Below are 16,981 nucleotides of genomic sequence, written 5' to 3' on the forward strand. Positions count from 1 at the left end.
TGGCGCGCCACGTGTTAGCGGGGCAAAGCGCTGCTCGTCAAGCGTTGCCGCGGCTCTGGCCTGAATGTCGGAGGCGATATCTTGTGCCACCGGCGGCGCACGCCGCCGGTGCAAACCGCATTGCGGGTCAGTCGAGATCGTCCTGGGCGAGCGATTTTACCAGGTCAATGATCCTGCGGCGCACCTTGACGTCGGCGATCTTGACAAAGGCCCGGTTGAGCTGAAGTCCTTCGGGACTGCCGCAGAACTCGACAGCGAAAGCCATCGAACTATCCTCGGCAAAGCCGCGGTTGGCTGTCAATTCCTGGCCTGGCGCATCCTCGAAAAAGAAGGCGACGGGGACGCCGAGTATGGAGGCAATCGCTTGCAGGCGGCTGGCACCGACGCGATTGGTGCCCTTTTCATATTTCTGGATTTGTTGGAACGTGATGCCGAGATTCTCGCCCAGCTTTTCCTGGCTCATTCCGAGCATATTGCGGCGAAGCCGGACCCGGCTTCCCACGTGAATGTCGATGGGATTGGGTTTCTTCTTGTTTTCTTCTGTCATTTTTCCCTCGCCGAATTTTTTCGGCTTCGTGATTTTTTCCCGCCCAAAGAAAGCCGGAGGCGACTGCCCCAACAGAACGATCCACCAGCTTCGAGAAATTTTCAGGCGGTACAGTATGAGTTTCTAATGTGCCAACTGTCAATTCACCCGTAGCTTTTGCCTTACGTTCAACAGCCCCCCGACAAGCGCAAACAGCAACATGACCAGCATTCCGTTAATGCGCCGCTGGCTGGACGAAATGACCGTCTGTGCGGAAACAGGCACCTTCACATCGATGGCTCCGCGCGCGTCGATCGCAAGGGCGTCGACGACGCGGCCACGGGAGTCGACCACGGCCGAGATGCCGTTGTTGGCAGCACGCAACAATGGCAATCCATTCTCCACCGCGCGAATCTGGGCCTGCCTGAAATGCTGATACGGTCCCGGCGTGTCGCCGAACCATGCATCGTTGGTAACGTTCACAATAAGCTGCGATGACGTAGCGTCAACTGCCACCAGATCGGGAAAGATCACCTCATAACAGATAAATGGCAGGGCACGAATGCCGCCCGGCAGCGTGATGGCATGACGCTCGTTGCCGGCCGTGAACGTCAGCGGCCCGGCGACGAGCTGTTCGATGCCGAAACGAGCGAGCAGGTCGGCGAAAGGCAGATACTCGCCGAACGGGACCAGATGAACCTTGTCCACGGCGTCGGCGATCTCGCCCTTGTCGTTGATCGCCACCACGGAGTTGTAGTAGCGGCTGTCGGCGCTGGCCGCCGAGCCGCCCTCCTCACGCACGACGCCGGCGATCAGCATCTGGCCGTCGCCCAGCATGTCGCCCAGCGCCGTCAAGGCGTCGGGGCGCTCCGTGAAAAGGAACGGTACGGAGGTTTCCGGCCAGAGAATCAATTGCGGTTTTTCGTGACCTGGGTCCGGTGCCTTTGCGGAGAGGCCGAGCAAGGTGGCGAAGATGCGGTCGCGCACCGAGGCGTCCCATTTTTCCGACAGGTCCACGGCCGGCTGGACGATACGGACATCGAGACTGCGCGTCGCCGGCTTTTCGGGCGCGGTGAGCCTGACATAGCCAAAGCCGACATGGGCGGCGGCGAGCACGACAAACAGCGTGGCGCCCAGCCGAAGATGCCGGCGCGCCGCCAGCAGCGCCGGCAGTGCGAAAAGGAAAACCGCGAGCGCATTCATGCCGATCATGCCGGTCACCGAGACGCTCTGCATCAAAAGCGGTACCGGCATCGCCGCGTAGCCGATGGCGTTCCAGGGGAAACCGGTGAACAGGAAACCGCGCAGCCACTCCGCCAGCGCAAAACCGAAGGCTAGGGCAGCGATACGGCCGATATCGCTGCTCCACAGGAGCCGCGCGACCACCGTTGCGAAGCCATAGAAAAATGCGAGCGCGAAGGGAATTCCGACCACCGCGAACGGCAGTGCCCAGGCAAAGTCGTCGGCCTCGACCAGCAGCGCCGAGCCGATCCACCAGAGGCCGGCGAGGAAATAACCGAAGCCGAACCACCAGCCGACGGCGAAAGCCGGCCGCAGGCGCCGCAACAGGCTGCCGGAGGCTTCGCCGGTCGCGCCATCGAGCAGCCAGACCAGCAGCGGAAACGAAATGAAACAGGCGGCAAAGAAATCGTAAGGCGCCTGCCCCAGAACCGTTAGCGCCCCAGCGAAAAACGCCACAAGCGAACGCCGCCAACCCCAAAGCAGAATTATCCGGCCGGCAAGGCGCTCCATGCGTATTTCCGTCGCGCGAATCAGGAGCTAAGATTTATCAGGCCGCGCCGCGCGCTCCAAACGCCGGCGTGATTACCCGGCCGCTCTCTACCGGTGCCAGCCTTCGATGCGCAGGCCACCCAACCGCTCGGCCTCTTCACGAGAAACAGAACCCATCGGCTGCGTGAACGTCCAGACATGGCCCTCGGGATCGCGCGCCCGATACTGGCGTTCGCCGTAGAACTGGTCCGCCGGCTCCTGGATTATTGCAGCACCGGCCGCGCGGGCCTGCTCGCAATGCGCATCCAGGCCGTCTTTCAACCTGACATAGACCGATTGCGTGTTCTTGCCCTGGACCGACGCGGGGCTCGCGACATGATCGGCCCATTCAGAATCGACAATGAGGTAGCAATCGCCGAACCGCATTTCGGCGTGGACCAGCTTTCCCTCAGCATTGCTGACCACCATGCTGCGCTCGAAGCCAAAGGCTGCTTCAAGCCAATCCAGGGCAGAGCGTGGATCCTTGTAAAACACGCCGGAGCCGAGGACCGAGTGCTTGAACGGATCCTCGATCGTCATGCGAGAGCAGGCTTTCAGGCCTGTTCGGTGCGCGCCGTGGCCCGCCGGCGGCGTTCGCCCTTTTGGCTCTGCACGATGCGCACGCGCTTGACGCGGCGCGGATCGGCGTCCAGCACATGGAATTCGAAGCCGGGAATGGCCTGCACCACCTCGCCGCGCGCCGGCACGCGGCCGAGCGTGTTGAAGATCATGCCGCCAATGGTGTCGACATACTCGCCATGTTCACCCGCGGCGAATTCCTCGCCGATCATCTTGGCGACCTCGTCGATCTCGGCCTTGCCATCGACGATAAACACGCCGTCGCCGGTCTGGGTGATCATCGGCTCGTCGTCGTCATGCTCGTCCTCGATGTCGCCAACCACCATCTCGACGATGTCCTCGAGCGAGACGAGGCCGTCCGTGCCGCCATATTCATCGATGACCAGGGCCATCTGCGTGCGCGTCGTCTGCATGCGGCCCATCAAGTCGGACGCAAGCATCGACGGCGGCACGAACAGGACCTGCCGGATCAGGTTGAGCTCTCCAATGGTGCGCGCAAGGTCGACCTGGGCAAGATCGAGAACCGTGGCGACAGGCGTTTTGCGGGTTGCACGGCCCTTCCTGACACGCGCCAGCTTTGTGATATGGGCCAGCACGTCGCGGATATGGACCATGCCGCGCGGGTCGTCGAGCGTCTCGGAATAGACCGGCATGCGGGAATGACCGGATTGTTCGAACATGCCAAGCAAGTCACCGAGCGACGTGGCGATCTCGACCGCCTCGATATCGGCGCGCGGCACCATGACGTCCTCGACGCGCACCTCGCGCAGGCGCAGGATGTTGTTGAGCATGGCGCGCTCGCCAGGCGAGAAGGATTCGACATCGCTCGTCGTCTCGGCGAGCGCGCCGGCGATTTCTTCGCGCAGGCTGGTGCCGTTGCGTTGCCGGAACAGGCCCAGCACGCGGTTGAACAGGGAGGGGCCGGCAGGCGACGGCTCGATGGCCGTGCTGCCGGTGTTGGCAACACTAGGGGTAACGGTACTCGGACTTGATCCCTCTTCCGACGTATCGGAAGCCCTGATCGCACTGCCGACATCGGGGCGGGCGGCAGTCTCTGGTTTGTCGTTCATCGTCGTCCGGTCAATTGGTCTTTTTTAGTTACGCGTAGGGATCGGGAATGGCAAGCCTTGCCAGCGCGGCGCGCTCGATGGCTTCCATCTCCTCGGCCTCCGCGTCGGTCTCGTGATCATGGCCCATGAGATGAAGCAGGCCATGGATGACGAGATGGCAGATATGGTTCTCCAGCAGCTTTTCTTCCAGTGCCGCCTCGCGCGCCACCGTCTCGGCGGCAAGCACGATGTCGCCGAGCATCGGCGGCAGCGGGCGGCCTTTTGCCGGCGGAAATGCCGGGAAAGACAGAACGTTGGTGGGCTTGTCCTTGCCGCGCCAGCCGGCATTCAAGGTACGGATATGGGCGTCGTCGGAAAAAACAATGCTGAGTTCGGAATGACCCGTCGCACCGGTCTCGGCAAAGGCGGCTTCAACCGCGCGATCGACCAGCCGCTTCAGGCTTGCTTCATCGGGCCAATCGCCCGCTTCAACCGATATATCGATCTCGACGGGAACCGGAAGGCTCCCGCCGCCGGATGTGTTGTCCTCAGCCATGAGGCCGCATCGTCAAGATCAATTCTCGGCACCGAGGCCACGAGCCAGCTTGGCGTCCCGGTCATAGGCCCTGACGATTTCCGCCACCAGCGGATGGCGAACGACGTCGACATCGTTGAAGCGCACGGTTACCGCGCCTGCCACACCGTCGAGGACACGCAAGGCTTCGACCAAGCCTGACTTGGTGCTCGGAGGAAGGTCGATCTGTGTCGGATCGCCAGTGACGATCATGCGCGAGTTCTCGCCAAGACGGGTGAGAAACATCTTCATCTGCATCGGCGTGGTGTTCTGCGCCTCGTCGAGAATGACGGCGGCGTGCGCCAGCGTGCGGCCACGCATGAAGGCGAGCGGTGCGATTTCGATTACTTCGGCTGCAATCGCACGCTCGACCTTGTCGGCCGGCATCATGTCGTAGAGCGCGTCATAGAGCGGCCGCAGATACGGATCGACCTTCTCCTTCATGTCGCCCGGCAGGAAGCCCAGCCGTTCGCCGGCCTCGACAGCCGGTCGCGATAAAATGATGCGCTCGACCATGCCGCGTTCGAGCAGCATCGCCGCATGCGCCACCGCCAGATAGGTCTTGCCGGTGCCGGCTGGACCGATGCCGAACACCAGTTCCGACCGCTCCAGCGCCCGCATATAGGCGTCCTGGTTCAGGGAGCGGGCATAGATGGTCTTCTTGCGGGTGGCGATCTGGGCGGCGGAGACCTTGCCCTTGCGCTCCAGTGTCGGCAGCGTGAGCTGGTCGTCGGCGGCGATAGCCATGCGCACGGCCCCGTCGACATCGGACTGGCTGATATCGACGCCCTTCTGCAGAATGCCGTAGAGATTGTCCAAGGCGCGGCGCGCCTGTTCGGCGGCCGAAGCGGACCCCTTGATGGTCAGCTGGTTGCCGCGCGAGCGGATGTCGACGCCGAGCTTTTGCTCCAGCCGGGCCAGGTTTTCGTCGAACTGGCCGTAAAGGGCGCTGGCAAGCTTGTTGTTGTCGAAAGTCAAAACGATGTGCGCCATGTCAGAAGCCCCGGATGCCGGTACCGGGGGCAGATTCTTCAGCTCCGCTGCGCTCAACCGTCTCTCCTCATCTGCCGAGACCATCAGGCCAATTCGGCGAACAGGCTGTTGTAGCCCGTCTTCGTGATTCGCACCTTGATAATGTCACCGATTTCACCGGCGTTTTCATCAACAATAACTGGCTGCAGCCAAGGCGAGCGGCCGACCTTCTGGCCGGCCTGACGACCAGGCTTCTCGATCAGCGTATCTATGGTGCTGCCGATCAAACTCAAGCCGAAATCCTGCTGTTGTTTCAACAGCAGCGCCTGCAGGCGCTGCAAACGCTCGTCCTTGACCGCTTCCGGCACGTGGTCGGACATCTCGGCGCCGGGCGTACCGGGACGCGGCGAATATTTGAAGGAGAAGGCCGAGGCATAATTCACCTGGCGCACCAGATCCATGGTCGCTTCGAAATCGGCCTCCGTCTCACCGGGGAAACCAACGATGAAATCGCCCGACAGCGCGATATCGGGGCGGGCGGCGCGGATGCGGTCGAGCAGCGCCAGATAATCCTTGGCCGTATGCCTGCGGTTCATCGCCTTCAGAATGCGATCCGACCCGGATTGCACCGGCAGGTGCAGATAGGGCATCAGGGCGGCCAAGTCGCGGTGCGCGGCGATCAATTCGTCGTCCATGTCGCGTGGATGGCTGGTGGTGTAGCGCAGCCGCGCCAGGCCGGGGATTTCGGCCAGCCGGAACAGCAGCCGCCCGAGACCCCATTCCGCGGTCTTGCCCCGTTTGGTCTCGCCCTGGCCATGCCAGGCGTTGACGTTCTGGCCGAGCAGCGTCACCTCGCGCACCCCGGCCTCGGCCAGCCGCTCGGCCTCGGCGACGATCTGCGCCACCGGCCGCGACACTTCCGAGCCTCTCGTATAGGGCACGACGCAGAAGGTGCAGAACTTGTCGCAGCCTTCCTGGACGGTGAGGAAGGCGGTGACGCCACGCTTGATCACCTCGGCACGCTTGGGCTGCGGCAGATGTTCGAACTTGTCCTCGATGGCGTATTCGGTTTCGACGATCTTTTCGCCGCCGCGAACCCGGGCCAGCACGTCGGGGAGACGGTGATAGGTCTGCGGACCGATGACCAGGTCGACGGCCGGCGAACGCCGGATGATCTCGGCGCCCTCGGCCTGCGCCACGCAGCCGGCGACGCCGATCAGCATCTCGCGGCCGGCAGTTGCGCGGTCCGCCTTCATGTCGCGGATGCGGCCAAGTTCGGAATAGACTTTTTCGGCGGCTTTTTCCCTGATATGGCAGGTGTTAAGCAGCACCAGATCGGCCTCGCCGATGACATCGGTCGCCGCATAGCCGTCAGCGACCAGTGCATCGGTCATACGCTGTGAATCATAAACGTTCATCTGGCAGCCATAGGTCTTGACGAAGACCTTCTTGGCTGCCGTGGCGCGCGCCGCCGGGTGTCCGGCCACAGTGCCGATGTCGTCGCTTTCAGTCGTGTTCAAGTTCATCGGCGGCTTCTAACGCCTTTCCGTGACAAAAAACAGACGATTCTCGGCATGTGCCAGCTGGCGCATGCCGGCGGCTAACGGCTCGGGAGCGGATCGGCGAGGGCGGCCTGCATCATCTCGCGCACCCGGCCTTCCATCAGCTTGGCCGTTTCCTTGCGGTTGGAACCCTTGGCAAAGGCGATCGGTTCGCCGAAATGCACCTCGACGTCGAGCGCGCCCTCGGCCATCAGCACCTTGAGATGCGGCATCAGGTCCTCATCGCCGATCCAGGCTGCGATCGGGCGGTGGCGGCGGCCGAGCGGCACGCCGTGCAGGCGCGTATAGGCGATCCCAACGGGCTGGATGAAGACCTGCTCGGCCGCGCCTTCGGAAATGGCCATCGAGGCGGCGCCGAACAGGGTGCTTTTGAAGGGCAGGACGACATTGCCGTCACCGGTCGAACCCTCGGCGAACAGCACCATGGCATCGCCCTTGGCCATGCGTCTGGCGATCTCGCTGGCCTGATCGCCAGACGAACGCTTGCGTTCGCGCTCGATAAAAACAGTGCGCTGCAGTTTCGACAGCATGCCGATCAGCGGCCAGCCTTCCATGTCGGCTCGGGCGATGAATTTCACATCCGCAAAGGAGCCCAGCACCATGATGTCGGTCCAGGAGATGTGATTTGAGACAACCAGCAAGGGGCGTTTGTCGGACAGCGCCCCTCTGACATGGATACGCATGCCGAGCGCCCGGATGATGAGCCGGTGCCAGAGCTTGAGGATGAAGGTTTCCGGCCACCAACCGGTCTTCATCGACACAATCTGCAGCGGCACGAAAACCAGCGACCCAGCGACGACGAGGCCCAGCGCCAGGAAAATCCTGATTTTCTTGATCATCGCCCTACCGTTACAGCGCCGCGCGTCCTCTTGGACGCGCAAAGGACGCTGTAACACCTTAATTCTGGCGCATGATCCTCTCCGAAAATCGGATTCGATTTTCGGGGTCATGCGGTCCCTGGCTAGCGAAGATCGCGGCGCATGACAAGCGCCCCAGTCGGCCCGCGATCGGGCGACTTGTAGTAATCCGGACGCTTGCCGACTTCCCGAAACCCCAGGCGACGATAGAGGGCGATCGCCGCGGCATTGGTCTCATCGACCTCGAGGAATAAGGCTTCGGCGCGCTGCGAATGCAATTCGCGCAGCACTGCGTCCATCAACTGCCAGCCCAGCCCCTGGCGGCGATGCGATCGCGCCACCGCGACGGTCAGGATTTCACCCTCGCCCGCGGCCAGCCGGGCGAGGACGAAGCCGACAGGCGGCTTGGCGCCCTGCCCGGTTTCGCGCGCGGCATAACCGAACACGGTGTCCTGTTCGAGCAAGGCGGCGAACTCACCATCAGTCCAGGGGCGGACAAAATCCTCGCGGTGCAGCAGCGAGACCGCGGCGCTGTCGGCGATCCTGAGCGGCTCGAGCGCATAGTCCCGGCGACGTGGTTGAAGAAAAGGTATGCGCATCAATTCTCGTTTTCTCGTCTGACCATGATCTCTGGACAAACGGGACCGTTTGTCCGCGAAAACCGGCCTCCACTTTTCGGGATCATGGTCTCTGCCTCGATAGTATAAACCCGGCCTGCGGCTTGGCATCGGCACCGCGCAGATAAAGCGGCTTCGGCCTTTCGCCCTCCCCCTTTGCGGCAGCCAGCCGGGCGTAAGTGAGAATGTCGGCGGTGGCCGCCCGAGGCCCGATGTCGAAGGTGCGGCCGGCCGCGTCAGCGATCAGTGTCGCCGCCGTGCCGGCGAGCACCGCGGAACGTTCCGACGCCATCGTCACCGCACCCGCAAGCGTGGCCGTGGCCGGACCGTAAGTCAACACTGACATTTCATCGTACAATGCGGCATGGATTTCCTCGCGGCCGGCATCAAGCGCCGCCAGCACGGCGCGGCCAGGAAAGGCACTGGCCGCCTCGGCCGCCAGTGCCTCAAGGGTCGTCACCCCGATTGCCGGCAGCTTGAGCGCCAGCGCCAGGCCACGCGCGGTCGACACGCCGACGCGCAGGCCGGTGAAGGAACCCGGACCGACAGAGACGGCAATGGCGCCAAGCCCGACGTAGTCGGTCGCGCCGGTCTTCAGCGCGTCAGCGATCACGGCCATCAGGTGCTCGGCATGACCCTTGCCCAGATCGAGCACCGAGCGGCCAAGCTCCAGCCCAGCCGCCGCGTCGTAGACACAGGCAGCGCAGAGGCTGGCGGCACAGTCGATGGCGAGAACTTTCATGAAACGACCGGTTCGAAAAACAATTCCCTGTGCCCGCCATGGCGCGCAACCGCAAGTGTATAGTGCATAATTTGTTAAGCGGCTTCGGTTTGGGCAGGCAGAAGAGCTTATGCCTCCGGCCCTATGCGCAGTATGTGGTTGTCCCAGACATAGTCCGGTTCCGTCCGCGTGGCACCACCGCCCTCGATGATCTCGCCGGCGCCCGTGGTGGCCATGAAACCTGCCCCGTCGCGCGCCACGCCGCAGACCTCGACCAGCGCGCTGGAGGAGACGATCCGGCCGCTGCCCGCATCGATCACGACAAGCGAATTGCCTTCCGGCGAGGAGACGGCGACGGTGCCGGCACCAGGATTGGCGGCGACCGAGCCGATATAGTTGCGGAAACCGGACAGCACATCCCGCGGCATGTCGAGCAATGCCAACCCCTTGCCCCGCGCGGCGCGACCGATCAGAAGCGGACGATCGGTGCCGGAGCCCCTGTATTGGCAGCCGAACCAGACGGTGCCGGTCTGGTCGGTATCCATGTGGCGGATCGACAATTGGTGGAGAGCGGCCGGCAGTTCATGCTTTTCGATCAGGTCGCCGGTGACGCGGTCGACCAGCACATAGGAAGGTTTCATGGTCGCAATGTTGAGCTCGGCGCGTCCATAGTCTGGATGGGTCTCGATGCCGCCATTGGCGACCGCGATCGTCTTGCCGTCGCCCAGCAGAAGAAGTTCGTGCGGGCCCATGCCGTAGGTCGGGAATTCGCCGATGCGATTGAATTTCGCCCGCGCGTCATAGACGCCCACCACGCCAACGGCGTTGTCGAAGTCGTTCTCGGTGGCGTAGAGCAGAGCGCCGTCGGGCGAGAAGACACCATGACCGAAGAAGTGCCGGCCTGCGATGCTGGCGATGGTCCGCGGGGCGTCGCGCCCGGCGTGATCGAAAACGACGGCGAAGGTGCCGGGCTGGCGGGCGAAAACCACCGAACGCTTCGAGATCGGATCGAAGGTGACGTCATGACCCCGATCGGGCAGGTCGATCGTATGCAGCACCTTGCCGGCCTCGGACAGGACGGCGGCGCCAAAACCGCCGTCGCGCTTGAGGAAGGCGGTGGCGAACACGGCATCCGCCGCGAGCGTATTTGCCCAGGCCGAGGGCGTCACGGCGGCGGCAAAGCCAATGCCGGCGGCCCTCAAGAAATCGCGGCGGTCGATGAGCAATTCCTTCACGCTCAGTCTCCATCCAGCGACGAGAAGCCGGCGGTCAGACCGAATTCGGCGGTCAGCCTGGTGCCAATCAGAGTCGACAGGCTGGAGGTGATCAGGGCGAAATGCTCGAGTTTTTCGCGCAGCGCCGGATCGGCGAGCGCCTTGTCGATCGGACCCTGGACGGCCTTGGCGGTCGCAACGCCGTTGAGCAGCTGGATGTGGATCGACTCTGCCATCCAGCGCGCATCCGGCGGCAGCGTGCTGCCGAGCTTCGACACCTGGAACAGCGCATCGATGCCGGCCAGATTTCCGGCCAGCGCGTTGGCGGTGTTTTGCGAACGCCAGTAGATCGCCTGTTTTGGTTTGTCGGCCTCGGGCCTGGCGCCCAGAAAACCCTTCAGGCGCACATCGCGAACCATTTCCAGTTCATTGATGAAGACGCCGACCAGTTCGGTTACCGCCTCGTTGCCATCGCGATAGAGCGCGTTTTGCGGCCCCGGATTGGCCCACAGTGCCGCGAATCCGTCGGGTTTGTTCCAGGCCGCGCTGACGTCCGTCGCGATAGCTTCGATGTTGCCGGCAACGGCCGCGCCATAAGCGCACCGATAGGGTTCAGCCTTGCCCGTCAAGGCGTCGGCGCCGTCGCCGTAAAGCACGAATTCCAGCGCGCCGAGCCCCTGCATGGCAACGCTCTTGCCGGCAAGCTGGACAGGATCGGTGGCGGCGGGATCCTTGTCCGACAACACCGCCTGCACCTGTTTCAGGCCGATGCTCTTGCGATCCGGCCAGAACAGCATGCGCTCCAGCCTGTTGTTCTCCTTGATCGGCCCGAAACCGATGATCTCGGCCGACGACCAGGCATGGACGGTAGCCGAGAACGCAGCTCGCGCCGCTTCGAGATCCGTTTGCGAGGGCGCCTCGCAAAGCCTGTGCATGGCTTTGGCGAGGGCTTCCGCATGCTGGTGCAGGTCCTCATATGCCGGGCGGACAAAGCCGTCGATCGCGCGCTGGACGACATCAGAGGCTTTCACCGCGGCCGATGCGGGCAAGGCGCCCAGCAGAGCCAGCGGAAGAACGAGAACCAGCGCGAAACGCTTCGCCATCAAAGTGACCCCAGGAATTTGACCAATGCATCGCGCTCGGTGGCGCTGGTGGCGGCAAAGCGGTCGCGCGCCTTCCGGCCCTCGCCGCCATGCCACAGGATGGCCTCGACCAAAGTGCGCGCACGGCCATCGTGCAGATAGAAGGAATTGCCGTTGACCGTTTCGGTGAGGCCGATGCCCCATAGCGGCGGCGTGCGCCACTCATTGCCAGTCGCGTCGCCCACAGCCTGGCCGTCGGCAAGATCCGGCCCCATGTCGTGCAGCAGGAAATCGGAATAAGGCCAGATCAACTGGAACGCCTGCGCCTTGTCAGGTGCATCGCGACGGGTAACGAATTTCGGCGTGTGACAGGCAATGCAGCCGATTTCATAAAAGACCTTCTTGCCAGCGAGCACCTCAGGCGAGGCGAGGTCGCGTCGCGCCGGCACCGCCAGGTTCCGCGAATAGAAGGTGACGAGATCCATCACCGGCGACGGCGCCTCGACCGGGCCGAGGCGCGCCTGCACGCCGTTGGGCATGGCGAGACACTTTTCCTGCGCGGCGGTGCAATCACCCCAGTGTTTCGGCTCGTCCGGCGTTGAGATGCCGATATCGCCGGCAAAGGCATCCGCCGCTTGCTGGCGGATCGACGCCGTCTGCGCCTTCCAGCCGAAACGGCCAAGCGTCGGTTCGCCGCTTAGGCCATCACGCACGATGTTGGGCTTGCCGGAAATACCATCGCCATCCCTGTCGTCAGGGTCGGCATGGGCCAGAATGTCGGCCGGCGCGATCTGTTCGATCAGGCCGAGGCCGATCATCGGCGGCGTCAGGCGCGGCGACAGCGTGGTGCGCGGATCGAGCGGCCCGTAGCCGAGATCATCGATCGTATAAGCGGGCTTGCGCAGGAAAACCGCGGTGCCGTCCGGCAGTTTCACCTTCCGTTCCTGATAGTCGACACGCATCCTGCCCTCACCCCCGAGACCAAGCACAGCCAGTTCCTGCAACTGCGTGCCATAGACCGGGTCTGGAAGGTTGAGCAGCCCATGGTCGGCGAGCGCCGCCTTCTCTTCCGCGCTGCTGGCGTCGCGCGCCAACCGCAGGAACATTGAGGTAGTCCCAACATCGGCTTGCGGCGGCCGTCCACGGCCATCCTTCAGATGGCAGTTCTGGCAGGCGCGTTCGTTGAACAAGGGTCCGAGCCCATCCGAGGCCTGCGTCGAGGACGGCGACGACACCCAGTTCTTGCGGAAAAGCGCATTGCCGAGCTTGAAGGTGCCTTCTTCCTCGAAGCTGATGTTGGCCGAAGATTGCGAGAAGGAATCACGGCTGATGTCTTTCCGCGAGGTGCCGGCGCCACCTTGCATCAGTTCGAAAGGCTCGGGCTTGGAAAAATCGGTGGTAGGCCTGGTAACGATGGTGACGCGCGCCCGATCCTTGGCATCGAGGTCGGTGCGCGTTGTGGCGAGACCGGCGGGTAGAAGGTCGCCGGCGATGGCAGGAGTGGTCAGCGCCAGCATCAGAATAATGCCGTGCCGACCAGCCGATATGGCTGGCATTTTCCAGAGGCGCGGCGGGCCCTTGACCCGCCGCAAGCGGCGCAGGACGTCTAAGAGGCGCCGCATTCCCGCATATCCTTAGTCCGCCTCGTCCGCCGGTGCGGCGTTGAGCTGGCCGTACTTTTCCTCACCGATCGAGGCCAGCAGGTCGAGCTGCGTCTCGAGGAAGTCGATATGGCTTTCCTCGTCGGTGAGCAGTTCCTCGAACAGTTTCATCGTCACGTAGTCGCCCGCTTCCTCGCAGATTTCGCGCGAGCGCTTATAGGCAGTGCGCGCGTCATATTCACCGGCCAAGTCGGATTCGAGCACTTCCTTGACGTTCTGGCCGATGCGCAGCGGCGCCACGGACTGCAGATTGGGATGGCCTTCAAGGAAGATGATGCGGGCGACGAGCTTGTCGGCGTGGTGCATCTCCTCGATCGATTCCGCCCGCTCCTTCTTGGCCAGCTTGGCGTATCCCCAATCCTCGAGCAGGCGGAAATGCACCCAATACTGGTTTACGGCGCCGAGCTCCAGAAAAAGAGCCTCGTTAAGCCGCTCGATGATCTGTGGTTCGCCTTTCATGGGTTCTGCTCCCGTATTGGACGCGCAGGCCTCTGACGCGATCCAGATGTGAAACGATGTCCATGCCGCTTGCCTGCGAGCGGGCGTGGTAGTTCTCGGTGACCCGAATGATCGTTTCCACCACATTTGGGAAGCAGCCGCAACAGCGACCCCGTTTGTGCATGGCGTGATAGACCTTTGCCGGCACGATGAGCTGCCAGGGATCCTGATCCAGCAGGCCGATGATCGTCTGCTCGATCTCCTTCTCGGTGATGATGTTGCAATGGCAGATCAGCATTTCGTCGCTCTGGCTGACGGCGCTCCGATGCGCCGTTTGGCTGGGGGCTTACTTGAACACCTTGTCGGGCGCGTCGAGACTGTCGGAGCCTTCGAAGGCGATGTTGTTGAGCTTCAAGGCGCCGACGGCGCGTTCGATCGACTTGGTCTGGTCGATCAACGCGTCGATTGCCGCCTGCACGGTGGCATTGCCTGCCGTATTGCCCTCGGCGATCTGCTGGTCGTAGGCCTCGCCGGCCAATGCCCGTCCCTTGATCGCTTCCATCTTGGCGACGGTGACATCGAGCTTGTCGGACAGTTCCTTGTCGATTGCCGGATCCGCTGCCTTGACCATGTCGTGCACCGAGGGACCCGAAACGACGGTGCCGTCCAGCCTGGTGTAGCTGGCGTGATAGGCGGCGCGAATACCGAGGGCATCATGGAGATGAGAATTGTAGGTGTTGTCGGAGAAGCAGTCCTGCTCCTCTTCCGGATCGTGCAGCAGCAGGCCGAGCTTCATGCGCTCGCCGGCCAGTTCGCCGTAGGAGAGCGAGCCCATGCCGGTGAAGATCACCGAGACGGCGGTGTTCGGCTCGCCATCGACGAGGTTCTTGCGCGCAGCGCCGTCTTCCTTCCAGTCGTTGACCATCTTCCGCAGGTCGGAAACCAGAAGGTCAGTTGCCGACTTCAGGTACTGTGCGCGGCGGTCGCAATTGCCGCCAGTACAATTCTTGAGATCATAGTCGGTATAGGGACGCTCGCCGGCGCCCGGGCCGGTGCCGTGCAGGTCCTGACCCCAGAGCAAGAATTCGATGGCGTGATAGCCGGTAGCGACATTGGCTTCGACGCCGCCGGCCCCTTGCAACGTACCGGAGAGGAATTCCGGCGAAAGCTTCGAGGCATCGACCCTCTTGACGTTGATCTCGATCTCCTTGTTGGCGATCACATTGGCGGTATAGAGCGAATTCGCATCCGAATCCGTGCCGTAGCTCTTGGCGACATAGTCGATCAGGCCTTCGTCCAGCGGCCAGGAATTCACCTCGCCCTCCCAGTCGTCGACGATCTTGTTGCCGAAGCGATAGACCTCGGTCTGCTGGTAGGGCACGCGCGCCGCCTTCCAGGCGTCGCGGGCGGCATTGAGCGTTTCCGCCGACGGGTTGGTAAGCAGCGCGTCGACCGCCTTGTCCAGCGTCCGCGCCGTGGTCAGCGAATCCTCGTACTTGGCAAGCGCGATGTCGGAATAGGTCTCGATCACCGCCTTCGCATCGGTTTGCGCCTTTGCGGGCAGGACGAACACCGCCGCCGTCAGCAGCGCCGTGGCGCCGATCGCCACAAGCCTGCCGCCATATCGTGCCGTCATTGTCGCTCTCCAGTTTCTCGGGAATTCCGCAAACGGCGCGCGCGGCAACCGGCACCAGGCCGTGTGCATGCCACCGGCCGCAAGATATGCCGCACTGTCGCGCGACTCAGGGAAGTATGCCGCGCTGTCGCGCGACTCAGGGAAGAAAGACACCAAAATGCCTCCAATCGAACGGGTTCAAGGCCCAGACATCAAAGGGATGCGCCAATGCGCAAGCTTCCTTAAAACTTCGAGTTCAATGGAGTCAACGGAAATTGCTTAAAAACCCAATCGAAACAACAGTTTAGAATTATTCTAAACTACAACTGTCAACTTTACGCGTTCGTTGCACCGGCTTTGCGGCCGAACTGTCCGATTGACAGTCGCCATCCCGGGTGCGACCCGCAGACATTCTCTTGCGGCGGTGCCAGACAATTGCCGCTTGGCGAGACGTCCTAGGATCGAATCGGGATCGAAATGCAATGAAGAACGGCGTGGTCATTGTCGGTGCGGGTCATGCGGGCGTGCAGGCGGCCGCCAGTCTGCGCGAGGATGGCTATGACGGGCCGGTGATCCTGGTCGGCGACGAGAACGAACTGCCCTATCACAAGCCGCCGCTGTCGAAGACCTTCATCAAGGATGCCACGGCCAAGCCGCAGCCCTTGCGCGGCGAAGCCTTCTACACCGGCAGCGCCATCGACTACCGGCCGAGCATCCGGATCGAGCGCATCGATGCCGGCCGCCGCAGTCTCGACATTGCCGGCGGTGGCGCACTTGCCTTTGACCATTTGATCCTGGCGACAGGATCGCGCCCGCGTGCCTTGCCATTACCCGGCGCGGAGCTGTTCGGCGTGGTGTCGCTGCGCTCGCTGGCCGATGCCCGGCTGATTCGGGACTTGAGCGCGCATAGCGAAGATGTCGTCATTCTCGGCGGCGGCTTCATCGGACTGGAAATCGCCGCGACGCTTCGGGCGGCGGGCCGCACGGTCACCGTTGTCGAGGCGGTCGACCGGCTGCTTGGCCGCGCCGTGGCGCCCGTGGTGGCCAGCCATGTCCGGCAAAGGCTGGAAGCGACAGGCGTGCGCATCTTCACCGGCACCTCGATTGCAAGGCTCGAAGGCGAAGACGGCCATGTCACCGCCGCGATCACCTCCTCGGGCGAAAGGCTGCCGGCGCACATGGTCGTGGTGGGTATCGGTGCCGTGCCGAATGTCGAACTGGCGCAGGAAGCCGGCCTCACCACAGCCAACGGCATCCGCGTCGATCACCAGATGCGCAGCTCGGTACCGAACATCCTTGCCATCGGCGACGCCGCCTCGTATCGGCACTGGTTCACCGGCGGCGACGTGCGGCTGGAATCGGTGCAAAACGCCACCGACCAGGCGCGGCTCGCCGCGCGCACCATCACCGGTCACGCCGACGGCTATTCGGCGGTGCCATGGTTCTGGTCCGACATTGGCGACATGAAATTGCAGATGGTCGGGCTGACATCTGGCGGCGACAGCCATGTCGTGCTCGGTGACCTGCCCGACAACAAGTTCTCGATCTACCACTATGCGGGAGACCGGCTGCTCGGCATCGAATCCGTCAACCGTCCCGGCGACCACATGCTTGGTCGCAAGATGCTCGGCGCCGGTTTCTCGCCGACGCCGGAAACGGTTGCGGAGGGACCGGATGGGTTGAAGGCGGCATTGGCCGCGTTTCAGCAGAGTGAACCTGCAAAGGCTATTGGGTAGAAGACACC

17 protein-coding genes are annotated in these 16,981 nt (G+C 63.1%); 1 reads left to right on the forward strand and 16 read right to left on the reverse strand.

The window, feature by feature from the left end; translation table 11 throughout:
* Positions 1 to 127: 127 nt before the first annotated feature.
* The 16 genes from X739_RS143720 to X739_RS143645 form a co-directional block, all read right to left on the reverse strand.
* The gene (locus X739_RS143720; protein WP_023772679.1) at positions 128 to 547 is read right to left on the reverse strand and encodes a helix-turn-helix transcriptional regulator; all 420 of its coding nucleotides are present in this window, start codon (positions 545 to 547) and stop codon (positions 128 to 130) included.
* 138 nt (positions 548 to 685) lie between these two features.
* On the reverse strand, positions 686 to 2,278 hold the full coding sequence (gene lnt / locus X739_RS143715; RefSeq protein WP_023795401.1) for an apolipoprotein N-acyltransferase: 1,593 nt from the start codon (positions 2,276 to 2,278) through the stop codon (positions 686 to 688).
* An 87-nt stretch (positions 2,279 to 2,365) separates the two neighbouring features.
* The gene (locus tag X739_RS143710) at positions 2,366 to 2,836 is read right to left on the reverse strand and encodes a VOC family protein (RefSeq protein WP_023795402.1); all 471 of its coding nucleotides are present in this window, start codon (positions 2,834 to 2,836) and stop codon (positions 2,366 to 2,368) included.
* Positions 2,837 to 2,850: 14 nt separating this feature from the next.
* Positions 2,851 to 3,945 carry a hemolysin family protein gene (locus tag X739_RS143705; RefSeq protein ID WP_023795403.1) on the reverse strand — a complete coding sequence of 365 codons (1,095 nt, stop codon included), beginning with the start codon at positions 3,943 to 3,945 and terminating at the stop codon, positions 2,851 to 2,853.
* A gap of 28 nt (positions 3,946 to 3,973) precedes the next feature.
* Positions 3,974 to 4,480 (reverse strand): rRNA maturation RNase YbeY, encoded by a 507-nt coding sequence (gene ybeY / locus X739_RS143700; RefSeq protein ID WP_023783423.1) that lies wholly within the window; start codon positions 4,478 to 4,480, stop codon positions 3,974 to 3,976.
* 18 nt (positions 4,481 to 4,498) lie between these two features.
* Positions 4,499 to 5,491, reverse strand: a complete 993-nt coding sequence (locus tag X739_RS143695) for a PhoH family protein (protein ID WP_031241013.1) — start codon at positions 5,489 to 5,491, stop codon at positions 4,499 to 4,501.
* An 83-nt stretch (positions 5,492 to 5,574) separates the two neighbouring features.
* Positions 5,575 to 6,996: a tRNA (N6-isopentenyl adenosine(37)-C2)-methylthiotransferase MiaB gene (gene miaB, locus X739_RS143690; protein ID WP_023772673.1), complete on the reverse strand. Its 1,422-nt coding sequence runs from the start codon at positions 6,994 to 6,996 to the stop codon at positions 5,575 to 5,577.
* Between the two features lie 74 nt (positions 6,997 to 7,070).
* Positions 7,071 to 7,871, reverse strand: coding sequence for a 1-acyl-sn-glycerol-3-phosphate acyltransferase (locus X739_RS143685; RefSeq protein WP_023772672.1), 801 nt, complete (start codon positions 7,869 to 7,871; stop codon positions 7,071 to 7,073).
* A 122-nt stretch (positions 7,872 to 7,993) separates the two neighbouring features.
* Positions 7,994 to 8,488: a ribosomal protein S18-alanine N-acetyltransferase gene (gene rimI, locus X739_RS143680; RefSeq protein WP_023772671.1), complete on the reverse strand. Its 495-nt coding sequence runs from the start codon at positions 8,486 to 8,488 to the stop codon at positions 7,994 to 7,996.
* A gap of 82 nt (positions 8,489 to 8,570) precedes the next feature.
* Complete coding sequence (gene tsaB / locus X739_RS143675; RefSeq protein ID WP_023772670.1) at positions 8,571 to 9,248, reverse strand: tRNA (adenosine(37)-N6)-threonylcarbamoyltransferase complex dimerization subunit type 1 TsaB; 678 nt, start codon at positions 9,246 to 9,248, stop codon at positions 8,571 to 8,573.
* Positions 9,249 to 9,355: 107 nt separating this feature from the next.
* The gene (locus X739_RS143670) at positions 9,356 to 10,462 is read right to left on the reverse strand and encodes a DUF1513 domain-containing protein (RefSeq protein ID WP_023772669.1); all 1,107 of its coding nucleotides are present in this window, start codon (positions 10,460 to 10,462) and stop codon (positions 9,356 to 9,358) included.
* 2 nt (positions 10,463 to 10,464) lie between these two features.
* Complete coding sequence (locus X739_RS143665; protein WP_023772668.1) at positions 10,465 to 11,544, reverse strand: imelysin family protein; 1,080 nt, start codon at positions 11,542 to 11,544, stop codon at positions 10,465 to 10,467.
* Entirely contained in the window at positions 11,544 to 13,145 is a 1,602-nt protein-coding gene (locus X739_RS143660; RefSeq protein ID WP_023795404.1) for a di-heme oxidoredictase family protein, read from the reverse strand. The genes X739_RS143665 and X739_RS143660 overlap by 1 nt, the downstream gene beginning before the upstream one ends.
* 12 nt (positions 13,146 to 13,157) lie before the next feature.
* Positions 13,158 to 13,643 (reverse strand): bacterioferritin, encoded by a 486-nt coding sequence (bfr, locus tag X739_RS143655; RefSeq protein ID WP_023772666.1) that lies wholly within the window; start codon positions 13,641 to 13,643, stop codon positions 13,158 to 13,160.
* The gene (locus tag X739_RS143650; RefSeq protein ID WP_023763271.1) at positions 13,609 to 13,920 is read right to left on the reverse strand and encodes a (2Fe-2S)-binding protein; all 312 of its coding nucleotides are present in this window, start codon (positions 13,918 to 13,920) and stop codon (positions 13,609 to 13,611) included. The genes bfr and X739_RS143650 overlap by 35 nt, the downstream gene beginning before the upstream one ends.
* Positions 13,921 to 13,968: 48 nt before the next feature.
* Positions 13,969 to 15,258: an imelysin family protein gene (locus X739_RS143645; RefSeq protein WP_023795405.1), complete on the reverse strand. Its 1,290-nt coding sequence runs from the start codon at positions 15,256 to 15,258 to the stop codon at positions 13,969 to 13,971.
* Between the two features lie 461 nt (positions 15,259 to 15,719).
* Here X739_RS143645 and X739_RS143640 point away from each other — a divergent pair, with 461 nt between their 5' ends.
* The gene (locus X739_RS143640; protein WP_023783419.1) at positions 15,720 to 16,973 is read left to right on the forward strand and encodes an FAD-dependent oxidoreductase; all 1,254 of its coding nucleotides are present in this window, start codon (positions 15,720 to 15,722) and stop codon (positions 16,971 to 16,973) included.
* The last annotated feature ends 8 nt before the right edge of the window (positions 16,974 to 16,981 follow it).

It is taken from the genome of Mesorhizobium sp. LNHC209A00 (assembly GCF_000502915.1).
Classification (GTDB): Bacteria; Pseudomonadota; Alphaproteobacteria; order Rhizobiales; family Rhizobiaceae; genus Mesorhizobium.

Excerpts from the sequence above, each read along its gene's own strand:
- X739_RS143720 (WP_023772679.1), bottom strand. The coding sequence starts at position 547 with ATGACAGAAGAAAACAAGAAGAAACCCAATCCCATCGACATTCACGTG.
- lnt (WP_023795401.1), bottom strand. The coding sequence starts at position 2,278 with ATGGAGCGCCTTGCCGGCCGGATAATTCTGCTTTGGGGTTGGCGGCGT.
- X739_RS143710 (WP_023795402.1), bottom strand. The coding sequence starts at position 2,836 with ATGACGATCGAGGATCCGTTCAAGCACTCGGTCCTCGGCTCCGGCGTG.
- X739_RS143705 (WP_023795403.1), bottom strand. The coding sequence starts at position 3,945 with ATGAACGACAAACCAGAGACTGCCGCCCGCCCCGATGTCGGCAGTGCG.
- ybeY (WP_023783423.1), bottom strand. The coding sequence starts at position 4,480 with ATGGCTGAGGACAACACATCCGGCGGCGGGAGCCTTCCGGTTCCCGTC.
- X739_RS143695 (WP_031241013.1), bottom strand. The coding sequence starts at position 5,491 with ATGGCGCACATCGTTTTGACTTTCGACAACAACAAGCTTGCCAGCGCC.
- miaB (WP_023772673.1), bottom strand. The coding sequence starts at position 6,996 with ATGAACTTGAACACGACTGAAAGCGACGACATCGGCACTGTGGCCGGA.
- X739_RS143685 (WP_023772672.1), bottom strand. The coding sequence starts at position 7,871 with ATGATCAAGAAAATCAGGATTTTCCTGGCGCTGGGCCTCGTCGTCGCT.
- rimI (WP_023772671.1), bottom strand. The coding sequence starts at position 8,488 with ATGCGCATACCTTTTCTTCAACCACGTCGCCGGGACTATGCGCTCGAG.
- tsaB (WP_023772670.1), bottom strand. The coding sequence starts at position 9,248 with ATGAAAGTTCTCGCCATCGACTGTGCCGCCAGCCTCTGCGCTGCCTGT.
- X739_RS143665 (WP_023772668.1), bottom strand. The coding sequence starts at position 11,544 with ATGGCGAAGCGTTTCGCGCTGGTTCTCGTTCTTCCGCTGGCTCTGCTG.
- X739_RS143660 (WP_023795404.1), bottom strand. The coding sequence starts at position 13,145 with ATGCGGCGCCTCTTAGACGTCCTGCGCCGCTTGCGGCGGGTCAAGGGC.
- bfr (WP_023772666.1), bottom strand. The coding sequence starts at position 13,643 with ATGAAAGGCGAACCACAGATCATCGAGCGGCTTAACGAGGCTCTTTTT.
- X739_RS143650 (WP_023763271.1), bottom strand. The coding sequence starts at position 13,920 with ATGCTGATCTGCCATTGCAACATCATCACCGAGAAGGAGATCGAGCAG.
- X739_RS143645 (WP_023795405.1), bottom strand. The coding sequence starts at position 15,258 with ATGACGGCACGATATGGCGGCAGGCTTGTGGCGATCGGCGCCACGGCG.
- X739_RS143640 (WP_023783419.1), top strand. The coding sequence starts at position 15,720 with ATGAAGAACGGCGTGGTCATTGTCGGTGCGGGTCATGCGGGCGTGCAG.